This window comes from Nocardia sp. JCM 34519.1 (assembly GCF_020361265.1).
In the GTDB taxonomy this organism is placed as follows: domain Bacteria; phylum Actinomycetota; class Actinomycetes; order Mycobacteriales; family Mycobacteriaceae; genus Nocardia; species Nocardia arthritidis_A.
On the sequence record NZ_JAIRBR010000038.1, the window covers coordinates 18688 to 34256 of the forward strand.

Below are 15569 nucleotides of genomic sequence, written 5' to 3' on the forward strand. Positions count from 1 at the left end.
TTACCGTGCCGTTGTACTTCACGGTGCGTTAGCTGGGCTTCATCATGCCCTAACTGCCGCGACACGCTCACGCCACTCCCTCGCTGGCGCTCGGTCGTGTCATGAGCGAAGCGCGCTGTGTCCATGGTTCGCTCGCAAGCTCGCTCACGGCCGCCCCAACCATGACACGCCTGGATCGAGCAGCCGGGACAGCCGGGGACCCACCTCCTCGAGCGCCTCCGGCGAGGTCATCTGGTCGTGCGCGGCGCCGATCGGATGATCGTCGATGACGCCGTCGACGAAGGGTTGCCAGCTGGCCGCCGCGGCCTCGTGCCCCGCGGCGCTGAAGTAGTCCAGCGTGCCGCGGAATACCGAGGGCCGGTGTTCGGCGATGAGCTCGGCCGAGCGGACCGCGCTGCGATAGATCCTGCGCACCCGCTCTGGTGTGAGGACCGCCATATCGGCGGGAATGATCGCGTGCAGTGCGGCCAAAGCGTCATCGGTCAGATCGTGGATATCGTCGCCGACGCCGGGCAGCAGCGCGTCCGCGCCGATGCCGAGTTCGGCGAGCGCGTCGCGGACCGCGGCGCGGAAGTCGGACACATCGATCTCCGGATGGCTGTCCAGCATGGCCAGCAGCGCGACCTCCTCGCCCGCCGCCTGCAGTTCGGTGGCCACCGCATGCGCGAGCACACCGCCGAGGGACCAGCCGAGCAGCCGGTACGGCCCGTTCGGCTGCACCGCGCGGATCTCTGCCACGTAGCGGTGCGCCATCTCACGCAACGAGCCGGGCAGGTAGGCGTCCTCGGACAGCGCGGGCGACTGTAGACCGTATATCGGGAAGGCCGCGGGCACATAGCGCGCCAAACCCGCGTAGCACCAAGCCAATCCGTACATCGGATGCAGGCAGAACAGCGGCTCCGCGGCCGCGGTGTCGTGCGGCACCCTGGTGCGGATCGGCAGCAGCACGCCGAGCGCGGCCATCGAATCCTGGTCGTAGTCATGGGTTTCGGCCAATGCCGCGGCGATGCGCTCGGACATCGCCTCGACCGTCGCGTCGGTGAAGAACCACTGCACCCGCACCTCGGCGCCGGTGAGGGTGCGCAGTCTGCTGACCGCGCGGGTGGCCACCAGCGAATTGCCGCCGAGTTCGAAGAAGTCGTCGTCGAGTCCGGCGCGTTCCCGGCCGAGCACATCGGCGAACACCTCGGCGACGGTGCGCTCGAGCGCGGTGGTCGGCGGCCGGTAGGGCCGGGCGGCCAATCGCGGCGCGGGCAGCGCCTTGCGGTCGAGTTTGCCACTCATGTTGAGCGGGAAGGCATCCAGCGCGACAACGGTCGCGGGCACCATATAGGACGGCAGCGCGGCCCGGGCGTGCGCCAGCAGCGCGCGTTCGTCGATCGTATGCCCGGCCGCGGGCACCACGTACGCGACCAGCCGGTCGCCGGTTTCCGTGCGCACCAGCGAAACCGCCGCGTGCCGCACCGAATCCGATTCCGCGAGCACCACTTCGATCTCGCTGAGCTCGATGCGCTGACCGCGCAGCTTGACCTGGAAATCGCTGCGCCCGAGATATTCCAGCGCGCCGTCGTGCCAGCGGACGATATCGCCGGTCCGGTAAAGCCGTTCGCCGCCCGTATGCGCGACGAAGCGCTCCGCAGTCAGGGCCGGGGCGCCGAGATAACCGCGCGCCAATTGCACACCGGCGACGTAGAGTTCGCCCGCCGCGCCCGGTGGCACCGGCAGCAACTGCCGGTCCAGCACATGCACCTGAGTGTTGGCCACCGGAGTACCGATCGGAACTGGCTGCGCCCCAGCGTTTTTCGCGGGCCATGCGGTGACGACGGTGGCCTCCGCCGGTCCGTACCAGTTGATCAGCTCGGTGCCGATCATGCCGTCGGCGAAACGCGCCGCGGTATCGCCCGACAGCGCCTCGCCGGCCGCGAACACCCGGCGCAGCGACGGATACGCACCCGCCTGCCGGTCCAGGAAGGCGTCCAGCATGGACGGCACGAAATGCACCGTGCTGACCTGGTTTTCCAGGATCACCCGGGCCAGATAGTCCGGATCGCGATGGCCGTCCGGTGCGGCGATCACGATCGACGCGCCGGTCTGCAAGGGCCACAGCAGTTCCCAGGTGGCGATATCGAAGGTGATCGGCGTCTTGTGCAGCACCACGTCCCCGGCGCCGTGCGGATAGGTGCGCTGCGCCCAGCGGAACTGGTTGGCCAGCTGCCGATGCGTGATGGTCACGCCCTTGGGGCGGCCGGTGGAACCGGAGGTGTAGACCACGTAGGCGATATTGTCCGGGCCGACACCGCTGTCCAGCACCGGAACCACGTCCAGCGGCAGATACAGGGTGTCGACGGCGACGACCTGCACCTCGGTACCGGTCGTGAAATTGTCTCCGGTGGTTGTCAATACGCACAGCGGCGCGGCGGCCCGCAGCACGTACTCGTTGCGCTCGGCCGGATGATCGGGATCGATCGGCAGGTACCCGGCACCCGCCCGCAGGATCGCGTAGATGGTGACCACCAGGTCGATGCCGCGGCGCATGGCAACGGCCACAAGCGTTTCCGGGCCGACGCCCCAGCGCATGAGTTCGGCGGCGAGCACCCTGGATCTGGCGTCGAGATCGGCGTAGTCGACGACGGTATCGCCGTAGCGAACGGCCTGCGCGTACGGCGTGCGCGCGATCTGCGCGTCGAACAGCGAAAGCAGCGTCGCATCGTCGAGCAGATCGGGAACCGCGGTGGCATTGGCGGCCGCCAGCGCGGTGCGTTCGGCGTCGAGCAGCACGTCGATATCGGCGATCCTGGCCTGCGGCGTGCCGACGAAGCGACCGATCAGCGTCGAAAGCCGTTGCGCCAGTGCCTGTGCCGCCGCGTCGTCGAATACCTCGCGCAGGTATTTGATCGAGACGTGCAGCCTGCTGTCGAGTACGACGGTGACGGTGAGCGGGTAGTGGGTGCCGTTCACCGCGCCGACGCCGGTGATCCGCATACCGTCGATGGCGCTGGCCTTCTCCAGCCCCTCGCGGTCCACCGGGAACGATTCGAATACCACCAGCGAATCGAAAAGCCCGTCTACGCCGATGGTTTCCTGGATATCGCTCAATCCGAGATAGTGATAGTCCAGCAGGGCGGCCTGCTCGGCCTGCAGTTGGCGCAGCAGGCCGCCGAGGGTGTCGGTGGCGCCGAGGCGCACCCGCACCGGAATGGCGTTCAGGAACAGGCCGACCATGCTCTCCACGCCGTCCAGCTGCGGCGGGCGGCCGGAAACCGTTGCGCCGAAGACGATGTCGTCGCGGTCGGTGCAGCGGCCGATCAACAGGCCCCACGCGGCCTGCACCACGGTATTCGCGGTGACGCCGAGTCCGGCGGCGAGGCGGGTGAGCGCCGTCGTATCGGCCTGCGCCAGCGCGAAGCCCACTTCGCCGACGCCCGAGGCGATTTCGCGGCCCGGATCGACCGGTGCCAGCGGTGTCGGCTCGGTGATGCCGTCCAGCGACCGGCGCCAGGCCGCGCGCGCCGCCTCCACATCTTGCTCGGCCAACCAAGCCAGATAGTCGCGGTAGGACGGAACCCGCGGCAGCCGGCGGGATTTGCCGCCGACGGCGTAGCAGGTGAGCAGATCCTTCATCAGCAGCGGCATGGACCAGCCGTCGATCAGGATGTGGTGGCTGGTGACCAGCAGGTGGTACCGCGCCGCGCCCGCGTCGTCGATGCCGGACCGGATGAGCGCGAAACGCAGCAGCGGCGCGGCGGACATATCGAAATGCTCGGCCAGATCCGCGGCCTTGATCGATGCCAGCTCCGCGGCCACCTCGGCCGGATCCAGATTGTTCAGATCGATCTGCCGCCACGGCACCTCGACCGAATCCTGCACCACCTGAACGGGATTGCCATCGGCGTCGGCGGCGAAGGCGACCCGGAGGTTGTCGTGCCGATCCAAAACCGCCTGGGCGGCCTCGCGCAGCCTGCGCGCATCCACCTCGCCGCCCAGATCGAGCACGAACTGGGTGGTGTACATGTCGACCGAGGTATCGGCGAGCAGTGCGTGGAACAGCATGCCGGACTGCAGCGGGGTCAGCGGCCAGACATCGGACAGCCCCGGGTAGATCCGCGCGAACCGGTCGATATCGCTCTGCGCCAACCGGACCAGCGGGAAATCGGACGGCGTGAAACCGCCGACACCCGGACGCATCCCGTGCTCGGCCAGTCCACCGAGCGCCCTGATCCAGTGCTCGGCAAAGATCTTCACCTCATCACCGGTGAATACCTCCGCGGCATAGTCGAATCGGGCGAGCAGACCCTCATCGGTGGCGTCCACGGTGAGGCTGAGCAGCAGATCGTCCACCGGGCTGTCGGTGTGTACCCGGGCCGGGCGCAGATCGCGGTAGCGCAGCGCGAGACGCCCCTCGTCCAGGGTGCGCAGCACCGAGGCCGCGTCCGGATACAGGTGGCGCATCAGGCCGTAGCCCACGCCGTGCGACGGCACGGCACGGCGCGCCTCCTTCACCTGTGTCAGCGCCTCGCCCGCCGCCGGACCGCCGATCAGCGCGTCGGCCGGATCGATACCGTCCAGTCGCAGCGGCAGCGGATAGGCGGTGGTGAAGCCGCCGACCATGCTGTCGGCGTCGGCGCGGCCGATCTCCCGCCCGTCCGCGCACAGCCGGACAACCGAACCCACTGTGCGAGCGACCTTTTCGTCCGCGCCGGTCTGCAGTGCCAGCGCCACCGCCGTGAGCAGCACATCGTCGACGGTGGTGTGGTACGCCTCCGCCACCGCGGCGACGGCCTCGGTGCCCTCCGCCGTGATGGCGAGCGAAACCCGATTGCGCACGGTGAGATCGGCGGCGACGCGGACGGGCGCCGGGCCGAGAGCGCGCTGCCACCACAGTATTTCGGCGAGCGTCGCCGGATCCGACGCCGACTCGTGCAGGGTGCGGACCAGTGCCCCGAGCCCCGATTCGGGCGCCGCGGGCGCGGCATGCCTGCCCCGATTCCAGGCCGCGGTGAGCTGATCGACGATGGTGCGCCAGGACATGTCGTCCACCACAAGGCCGTTCGCGACCACGACCAGGGTCGATACCTTCGCGTTCGGTGCGGTGGTGAGCACGAAGTGGATATTGCGGCCCGCCGCGGGATCCAGCGCGTCGGCCGCCGCAAGCACCACGTCGTCGATGGGCAGCGCGGTCTCGCCGCGCTCCGGATCCAGCCTGCCGAAGTGCTCGCCGTCGCGCTCGGCCAGCGGCGGGATCCGCAGCAGCGCATCGTCTTCCAGCCGCACCCAGAGCAGCGGATGCTGCTCGAGCAGACTGTCGACCATGGCGGAGACCGCGTCGGCCGGGCAGTTGTCCGGCACGTCGAGCGCGATGGCCCGCACCTCGACCCGGTGGCCCGCGTCCAGCAGCCGGGCGATGGTCGGGGTGAGCGGCAGTTCGCCCGCCTCGTCCGGCAAACCGGCCATGGTCGCCGCCTTGGCCAGCGCGCCGACCGTGCGCAGCTCGAAAACGTGCCGGGGCGAGAGGGTTACACCGCGTGTGCGGCAGCGGGAGACCACCTGGATGGAGACGATGCTGTCGCCGCCGAGTGCGAAGAAATCGTCGTCGAGGCCGACCCGGTCCCGCCCGAGCACCTCGCCGATCACCGCGGCGATGACCTGTTCGGCCTTGGTCTGCGGGGCGCGGTAGGCGCGCGGCGCGAGTTCCGGCCGCGGTAACGCCCGCCGGTCCAGCTTGCCGACCGGGGTCAGCGGGATCTCGTCGAGTACGACGATGGCCGACGGCACCATGTATTCCGGCAGTGTCCGCCCCAATTCGGCGGTGAGCAGCGCGGTATCGAGCGACCGGCCCTTGGCCGGGCGCACGTAGGACACCAGCATCGTTGTGCCGGCGGCGGATTCGCGGCCGACGGTGACCGCGAAATCGACGCCCCGCTGCGCGGTGAGCGCGGCGTCGATCTCGCCGAGCTCGATCCGGAAACCGCGCACCTTAACCTGGAAGTCGTTGCGGCCCAGGTATTCCAGCGTGCCGCCGCGCCAGCGGACCACATCGCCGGTGCGGTACAGCCGCTCCCCCGGCGGGCCGTACGGATCGGCGACGAAACGGGCGGCCGTCAACGCCCGCCGCTCCAGATAGCCACGGGCCAGCTGGATTCCGCCCACGTATAACTCACCCGCTACACCCTCCGGCACCGGATGCAGCCTGCGGTCCAGCACCAGCGAGCGCATGCCGCGAATCGGGCCGCCGATGGTCGGCGGGGCGTCGGCGCGCAGCGGATCGCTGATATTCGTCATGATGGTGGTCTCGGTGGGCCCGTAACCGTTGTGGAAGCGGCGATCTCCGCCGTCGGCCCACTTGGCGACCAGATCCGCGGGGACGGCCTCGCCGCCCGCCACGATCACCCGCATGCCCGACAGCGCAGCCGGCTCCAGCGAGGCGAGCACCGAGGGGGTCAGGAAGGCGTGCGTGACCCGGTCACGCCGGATCAGCTCGGTCAGTTGGTCGCCGCCCAGGGTGCCCGGCGGTGCGAGCACCAGCGCGCCGCCCGCACCGAGGGCGAGCAGCAGTTCGAGCACCGACGCGTCGAATGATGGCGAGGCGAACGCCAGTGCGCGCGTGGTGCTGTCGACGCCGTAGCGCTCGACCTGCTCGGCGCTGAAGTTGGCGAGTCCGGCGTGGGTGACGACAACGCCCTTGGGCAGTCCGGTGGAACCCGAGGTGTAGATGACGTATGCGGCGTTGGCGGGCCGGATCGGGCCGCGCCGATCGCCGAGCGTGATCGGATGATCCGAGCGGGTGGCCACCTCGACGGTGAAATCTCGGTCGTCGAGCGCCACCCAGCCGCCATCGCTCAGCTCGGGCAGGTCGAGGATGTCGGCGGCCGTGGTAACGCCAAGTGCCACACCGGAATCGGTGATCATATGGGAGATGCGGTCCGCCGGATAGGTCGGATCGATCGGCAGGAAGGCCGCTCCGGTCTTCACAACCGCCCACAGCGCGAGCGCCGATTCGATCGAGCGCCGCAGCGCGATGGCGACGAGCACATCGGGCCCCGCACCGCGATCGATCAGAGCGCGCGCCAATTGCGAAGAGGCGGCGTCCAGTTCGGCGTAGCTGAAGGCGCGGCCGTTGACGATCAGCGCGGGCCCATCCGGATTCATCACCGCGGCGGCCGCCATCAGCTCGGGCAGGGTGCGCGGCGGCACCGCCGGACCGCCGGTGCGCGAGGTCAGATCGGCGCGTTCGGAATCGTCGAGCAGCTCCAAATCGCCGACCGCGCTATCCGGGCCGGCCGCGACGGCCGCGAGCAGGCGCCGGAACCGGCGGCCGAATTCGGCGACCGTCGCCTCGTCGAAAAGGTCTCGGGCGTAGGTGAATTCGGCCGCGAGACCGGCCTCGGCACCGGTTTCGGTGCGCTGCTCCCTGATGGTCAGCAGCAGATCGAACTTGGCGGTGTCCGGCGCGGAGCCGAGTGCGGTGAAGCTCAGGCCCGGCAGTTCGAAACTCGTCGCGGCGAGGTTCTCGAAGGACAGCGCGACCTGGAACAGCGGATGCCTGCCGGTGGAGCGTTCCGGCGCGAGCACCTCCACCAACCGCTCGAACGGGATGTCGGCATTGGCGAAGGCGCGCAGATCGGTTTCCCGGTTCGCGGCGAGCAATTCGGTGAACCCGCGCCCGGGTGCGACGGCGGTGCGCAACACCAGGGTGTTGACGAACATGCCGATCAGCTCGTCGAGTTCGCGCTCACCGCGGCCCGCGATCGGCGCACCGATCGCGATGTCCTCGGACCCGGACATCCTGGCCAGGAAGACCGCGAGCGCGGTATGCACCACCATGAACAGCGTCGCATTGTTGGTGCGAGCCAACCGGTTCAGCGCGGCGTGCACCTCGGCGTCCACCGTGAAATCCGAGCGACCGCCCGCGAAACTCTGCGCGACCGGCCGTGGGCGGTCCAGCGGCAGGCCGAGTTCGTCCGGCAGTTCGGCGAGCTCGCGCCGCCAGTAGTCGAGCTGTTGTCCGGCAAGGGATTCCGGGTCGTCATCGGCGCCGAGGACCGCGCGCTGCCAGAGCGCGTAGTCGGCGTACTGCACCGGCAACGGCGCCCAGGTGGGTGCCGCGCCGCCCGTGCGCGCCGCGTACGCCAGCATCACATCGCGGGTGAGCGGACCCATCGACCAGCCGTCGGCACTGATGTGGTGTGCGACGAAGGCGAGCACGTACTCACTGCCCGCGAGCTGGAAAAGCCTGGCGCGGAAGGGTACATCGGCGGTGACGTCGAAGCCCGCCGCGACGACGCGGCCCACCTCGTGCGCGACCCGCTCCTCACCGATCTGGACCGGCGCCAGATCGATCGTCACCTCGTGCGGCGAAAGGATGCGCTGCACAGGGCCGTTCGGGGTTTCCGGGTAGACGGTGCGCAATATTTCGTGACGGGCGACCAGATCGGCGACGGCCTGCCGCAGGGCCACGGTATCCAGCTCGCCGGATAGGCGGATGGCCACCGGAATGTTGTAAACCGCTGCGGTGGTGTCGAATTGGTTCAGGAACCACATGCGGCGCTGGGCGAAGGACAGCGGGATATCGTCGGGGCGCGGCTGTGGGGTGAGCGGAATACGGCGGTGGTCGGCGGCGGTGTGTTCGACCTTGACGGCCAGGGCCGCGACGGTCGGCGCCTCGAACAGCGTGCGGACCGGCACCCGGGTATCGAGGGCGGCCCCGATGCGGGCCGCGACCTGGGTGGCCAGCAGCGAATTCCCGCCGAGTGCGAAGAAATCGTCGTCAGCGCCGACCCGTTCGCCGCCGAGCACGTCGCGGAAGACGCTCGCGACGATCTCTTCGATCGGCGTCGACGGCGCGCGGAACGCCGCGGCCTCGAACTCCGGTTCCGGCAATGCCTTTCGGTCCAGCTTGCCGTGCACGTTCAACGGCAGCGCGGCCATGGTCACGAACGTCGAGGGCACCATGTACGACGGCAGCACCGCCGACAATTCCGCCTTCATGGCGTTGATATCGAGGATGCCGGTGGGCACCACATACGCGACGAGCCGATCACCGGTGCGCGTATCGGATTTCGCCAACACCGCGGCCTGGCCGATCTCGGGGCGCGATAGCAGCGCCGCCTCGATCTCACCCAATTCGATACGGAAACCCCGGATCTTCACCTGGAAATCGGTGCGTCCGCGATAGTCCAACTCGCCGTTGGCTTTCCACGCGACCAGATCTCCGGTGCGATACATGCGCGAACCCGCGTCGAACGGGTCGGCCACGAATCGCTCCGCGGTCAGCTCGGGGCGATCGAAGTAGCCGCGGGCCAATTGTGCTCCGGCCAAATACAACTCGCCCGAAACGCCCACCGGAACCGGCCGCAGTCGCGCGTCGAGCACGTATGCTCTGCCGTTCCACTCCGGCGCACCGATCGGCACCGACGACTCGTCGGCATCGGTCACCCGATGCGCGGTGATCGAGACCGCCGCCTCGGTCGGGCCGTACAGGTTGAACAGCTCCACCTCGGGATGTGCCGCACGGAACCGCGCGGCCAGCGCCGCGGGCAGCGCCTCACCGATGGCCAGCACCCGTCGCAGGGCCGAATCCGGATGTGGCGCATCCGGATTCGGGGCATGCACGAGTAGCGCGTCGAGTAGCGACGGCACCGCGTGCAGGATGGTGACGGCCTCGCGCGCCATCAGCTCAGCGAGATACGCCGGATCGCGCTGCCCGTCGGGCGCGGCGATGACGGTGCGACCGCCGGAAACCGCCGTGGACCAGAACTCCCACACCGAAAGATCGAAGGTGGCGGCCGTCTTGAGCAACACCGCATCATCGGTGCCCAGGCCGAATACCGCGGTCTTCCACAGCAATTGATTGACGATGGCGCGATGCGTCACCGCGACGCCCTTGGGTTTGCCGGTGGAGCCGGAGGTGAAGATGAGGTATGCGAGATGGTCGGCGGTCAACGGTCGGGTGCGTTCCGCGTCGGTGATCGGGCCGCTGTCGACGGTGCGCAGATCGAGTTGGTCCAACCGCACGACGCGCGAATCGTCTTCGGAGTTAAGGGTGGTATCGGTCAGCACGCGGACAGGCCGGGCCGTCGCGAGAATGTACGCCGTGCGTTCGGGAGCCTGATCGGGATCGACCGGAACATACGCGCCACCGGCCTTGGTCACCGCGTACATCGCGACGACGAGGTCGACGGACCGGCGCAGCGCGAGCGCGACCCGCGTCTCCGGGCCGACGCCGAGCGAAATCAGGTGGCGGGCCAGGCGATTCACCCGTCGGTCCAGCTCGGCATAAGTGAGCGTCGATGAGGGGTGGTGGGGCGCACCATCGGCTGCGTCAGCGACCAAGGCGATCGACTCGGGATGCGCCGCGACGGTCCGGTCGAGCAAGGTCGCCAACGTCGCGGTGCCGTCGACGGCGTGTGCGGTGGCGTTCCATGTCGCGAGCACCTCGGTGCGTTCACCCGCGGTCAGTAGCTCGATATCGCCGACCGGCCGTGTCGCGTCGGCGACGACCGCGGCCAGGACGCGGGACAGCCGGTCGGCGAAGCCACGCACCGTCCGCGCGTCGAAAAGATCTGTCGCATAAGTGAAGAAGCCGCCGATACCGGTCGGCCGCCCGGCCTCGTCGTAGCCGTCGGCAACGACGAGGTGCAGATCGAACTGCGAAACATCCAGATCCGCATCGACTCCCGCGATCGTGAGCCCTGGCAGTTCCAGTGCGGTGCGGGCCAGATTCTGGAACGAGAGACCCACCTGGAACAGCGGATGATGCGCCGTCGACCTACGCGGATTCAACACCTCCACCAGACGCTCGAACGGAATATCCGCATGCGCGAACGCCTGAAGATCGATCTCCCGCTGCCTACCCAGCAGTTCACCGAATGATTCGCCGCCGTCGTACCGGGTGCGGAACACCACCGTATTGACGAACATGCCGATCAAATCGTCGAGTTCACGCTCGCCACGACCAGCCACCGGAGTGCCGATGGCGATATCCGTTGTGCCGGAGAGACGGGCCAGTAGCACCGCGAGCGCGGTGTGCACAACCATGAACAGCGTCGCACCATGCGCACGCGCCAAATCCACCAACCCGGAATGGGTTTGCGCATCAATCGACACATCCACCCGCGCACCCGACAACGTGGCCACCGCGGGCCGCGGCCGATCGGTCGGCAGCTCCAACAGCTCAGGTAGCTCGGCCAGCTGCGCACGCCAGAATGTGATCTGTTGCGCGGCAACGGACTCCGGATCCGATTCGTCGCCGAGCACAGCACGCTGCCACAGCGCGTAATCCGCGTACTGCACCGGCAACGGAGCCCACGACGGCACCTCACCCGCCGTCCGCGCCGCATACGCCACCATCACATCACGCACCAGCGGAGCCACCGACGACGCGTCGGCGGATATGTGATGCACGACTACCGCGAGCACGTATTCCGCCGGTACGGTGTCGGCGATTTCGAACAGCCGCACCCGGATCGGCACCTCGACCGTGACGTCGAACGGTGTGGCCGCCAACTGGTAGACCGCACCGGCCACCTCGTCCGCCCGAACTCGGCGCGGGGTAACCGCAAGTGCGGTCTGGCCCGCCGAGAGCACCACTTGCATTGGGCCGTCGACGGTTTCGGGATAGACGGTGCGCAGGATCTCGTGCCGCGCCACCACGTCGTCGAGCGCGGCCGCCAGCGCGGCGACATCGAGCGCACCGGTCAATCGCAGCGCGAACGGCAGATTGTACGCGGCCGAACCGGCCGCCGCCGCACCGTCTTCGGCCTGATCGAACCGGTTGAGGAACCACATCCGCCGCTGCGCCAGCGAGAGCGGCAGGCGCTCGGGCCGGGCGATATCACCCAGGCGCACACCGCGTTCGCCGTGCGTCCGCGATTCGATCGCGGCGGCAAGCGCGCCGACGGTCGGGGATTCGAACAGCGTGCGGACGGGAACGCGCGCCTCGACGGCCGCGCCCAGCCGCGCGACCACCCGGGTGGCGACCAGTGAGTTGCCGCCGAGTGCGAAGAAATCGTCGTCCGCGCCGACCCGGCGCAGCCCGAGCACGTCACCGAAAATCTCGGCGACGATCTCCTCCACCGGTGTCGACGGCGCACGGAATGCCTTGGCGGTGAATGCCGGTGTGGGCAGCGCCCGGCGGTCGAGCTTGCCACTCGCGTTGAGCGGAAAGGCGTCCAGCGCCACAACGGCCGCCGGAACCATATATGCGGGCAGGGTTTCCGCCACGGCCGCCAGCAGCCGTGGCGGGTCGATCCGCTCGCCCGGCGTGGGCACCGCGTAGGCGACGAGCTGATCGCCGAGGGCCGACGGCGCCACCACCGCGACGGCCTGACTCACCGAAGGCTGTGCCAGCAGCGCGATCTCGATCTCACCGAGTTCGATGCGCTGACCGCGGAACTTCACCTGGAAATCGGTGCGGCCCAGGTAGTCGAGCACACCGGCGCCCGCAATATTTTCCCGCCAGACCACCAGATCGCCGGTGCGGTACATGCGCTCGCCGTAGCCGAAGGGGTTGGCCACGAACCGATCCGAGGTCAGGTCGGGCCGCCGCACATATCCGCGCGCCAGTTGGTGACCGGCCAGGTAGAGCTCACCCGGCACCCCGGCCGGCACCGGACGCAGCCGCGAATCCAGCACGTACACCTGGGTATTCCACTGCGGCAGTCCGATCGGCACCGACCGGTCGTCCGCCGCGCCGACGGGCCAATAGGTCACCGAAACGGCGGCCTCCGTCGGCCCGTACAGGTTGTGCACCGCCGCATCGGATACCGCGCGCAACGCCGTGACGGTTTCCGGCGGCAGCGCCTCACCGATGACGAATATGTCCCGCAGCGTCGGAATCGAACCCGGCCGCGTGTGCGCCGCGAAAACGGTCAACATCGACGGCACGAAGTCGGTGACCGTAACCTGCTGTGCCACAATCATGTCCGCGACATACATCGGATCGCGATGACCATCGTGAGTGGCCACGACGAGTTTCGCGCCGACCCGCAGCGGCATGAAATAACCCCACAGCGACACGTCGAACGTCGTCGCGGTCTTCTGCAGGTACACATCGGAGCTGCCGAGCGGATATTCCGCCAGCATCCAGCTGATTTGATTGTTGATGGCGGCATGCGAAACCGCGACGCCCTTGGGCTTACCCGTCGAGCCCGACGTGAAGATCACATAGGCCGGATGCCCGGCCCGCACCGGACGCAGCAGTTCGTTCTCGCGCACCGGCGTGCCGTCGAATCCGGACAGGTCGATGGTGTCGATAGCCAGCACGGCACGCGCACCCGCCACCGCGTGTACATCGGCGGAAGTGGTTACCACGCAAGCCGGTTGGGCGGTGTCGAGGATGTGGGCGATGCGCTCGGCCGGATGATCCGGATCCAACGGCACATACGCACCACCGGCCGTGAGGATCGCATACATACCGACAACAAGATCCAACGAGCGCCGAACCGCGAGCCCCACCAACGATTCCGCACCAACGCCCTGCGAAATCAACAACCGGGCAAGCCGATTCACCCGCTCATCGAACTGACCGTACGTCAGCTCAACGCCCTCGTAGGAGATCGCGGCCGCGTGCGGATGCGCCGCGACCGCCCGGCGATAGCCGTCCAGCAGCAGTTCCGCGGGCACCGGATGATCGGTGTCGTTCCAGGACAGCAGAACCCGTTCCCGCTCCCCCGGGGTCAGCAGGTCGATATCGCCGACGACCCGGTCCGGCTCCGCCGTGATGGCCGACAGCAGTCGCACCAGCCGCCTGGCGAACCCGGCGATGGTCGGCTCGTCGAACAGGTCGCTCGCGTAGGTGAACTGGGCCGACCAGCCGTCCTCGGCGCGCGGCACCACGGTGAGCTGCAGGTCGAATTTGGCCACCGCACCATCGAATTCGACAGCCTCGGCCGACAAACCAGGCAACGCCAAGGTCGGCTTATCCATATTCTGGAAAAACAACGCCACCTGAAACAACGGATGATGCGCCTGCGAACGCACCGGATCCAACACCTCGACCAACCGCTCGAACGGCAACTCCGCATGCGAAAACGCCGCCAAATCGGTCGCTTTGGTTTCCGCGAGCAACTGCTCGAACGAGGCGCCGGGGTCGATGCGCGAGCGCAGCACAAGCGTATTGACGAACATACCGATCAGATCGTCCAGCTCGGCCTCACCACGACCGGCCACCGGCGTGCCGATCGTGATGTCGGTGGTACCCGACAGCCGGGCCAGCAGTGCCGCGAAAGCGCCGTGCACCACCATGAATTCGGTGGCGCCGGTGCGCTGGGCGAGCATCCGTACGCGCGCGGTGATCTCGGCGTCGAATTCGAAGCCGAATACCCCGCCGCGCCCGGAGGCGACGGCAGGCCGCGGCCGGTCCGCGGGCAGGTCGAGCCGGTCCGGAATGCCGTCCAATGCCGCACGCCAGTAACCGATCTGCGCGGCGGCAGGCGAATCCGGATCTTCTTCGTCGCCGAGCGCCTCGCGCTGCCATAGCGCATAGTCCGCGTACTGCACCGGCAGCGGCGCCCACGCGGGCTTCGCGCCGTTGCGCCGGGACAGGAACGCGCGCAACAGGTCACGGACGAACGGCGCGACCGACGCGCCGTCGGCCGCGATGTGGTGCACCACGACGACGATCACGTGATCGGCAGGTCCGAGTTCGGCGAGCGCGATGCGCAGCGGCACCTCCGCGGAGACGTCGAAGCCGGCCCGCACCAACCCGTGCAGCCACTCCGGAAGTTCGTGCTCGGCAACGGGTTTGGGCGCGATATCCGGAACGGCCTGCGCGGCGGGCAGAATCACCTGGTAGCCGGTGCCGTCGACGGCCGGGTAGACCGTACGCAAAGTCTCGTGGCGCTCGATCACATCGGCGACCGCCGCTTGCAGCGCCGCCACATCCAGCGCACCGGACAGGCGAACGGCGAATGGAATGTTGTTGGCGGCCGAGGCGGTGTCGAACTGGTTGAGGAACCACATCCGCTGCTGTGCCAGCGAGAGTGGGATGCGCTCGGGCCGTTCCATCGGCGCCAGCGCGAGCCGCCCGCCGGTGCCCTTCAGCGGTTCGAGCCGCTCGGCCAGCCCGGCGACGGTCGGCGTTTCGAAGATCAGCCGGGCGGGCACCCGCGCCCCGACGGCGGCGCCGAGCCGGGCCGCCACCTGGGTGGCGATCAGCGAATTGCCGCCGAGTTCGAAGAAGTCGTCATCGGCTCCGACCGGCGCACCCGGCCCGAGCAGTTCGGCGAAGCTGTCGGCGACCAACTCCTCCAGCGGGCCGACCGGGGCGCGAAATGTCTTGGTGCGCAGCCGAGGCACCGGTAGCGCGGCTCGATCCAGCTTCCCGACCGGGGTGAGCGGGATCTCGTCGAGCACCATGATGACGGTCGGCACCATATGCGCGGGCAGGGTGCGCTCGGCCACCGCCGCCAATTCCGCGGCGTCGGCGACCATTCCGCGGGCGGCGTGCACGTAGGAGACGAGAATTGTGCTGCCACTGTCGAGCTCGTGTCCGACGGTCACCGCGAAATCCACGGTCTCGTGCGCGGCCAACACCGCATCGATCTCCCCCAGCTCGATCCGGAAACCACGGA

General features: G+C 68.6%; 1 protein-coding gene. It reads right to left on the reverse strand.

Annotation, left to right across the window (positions count from 1 at the left end; genetic code table 11):
* Positions 1 to 144: 144 nt before the first annotated feature.
* On the reverse strand, positions 145 to 15569 hold a 15425-nt coding region (locus LGY53_RS42640; protein WP_255670286.1), incomplete at its 5' end, for a non-ribosomal peptide synthetase.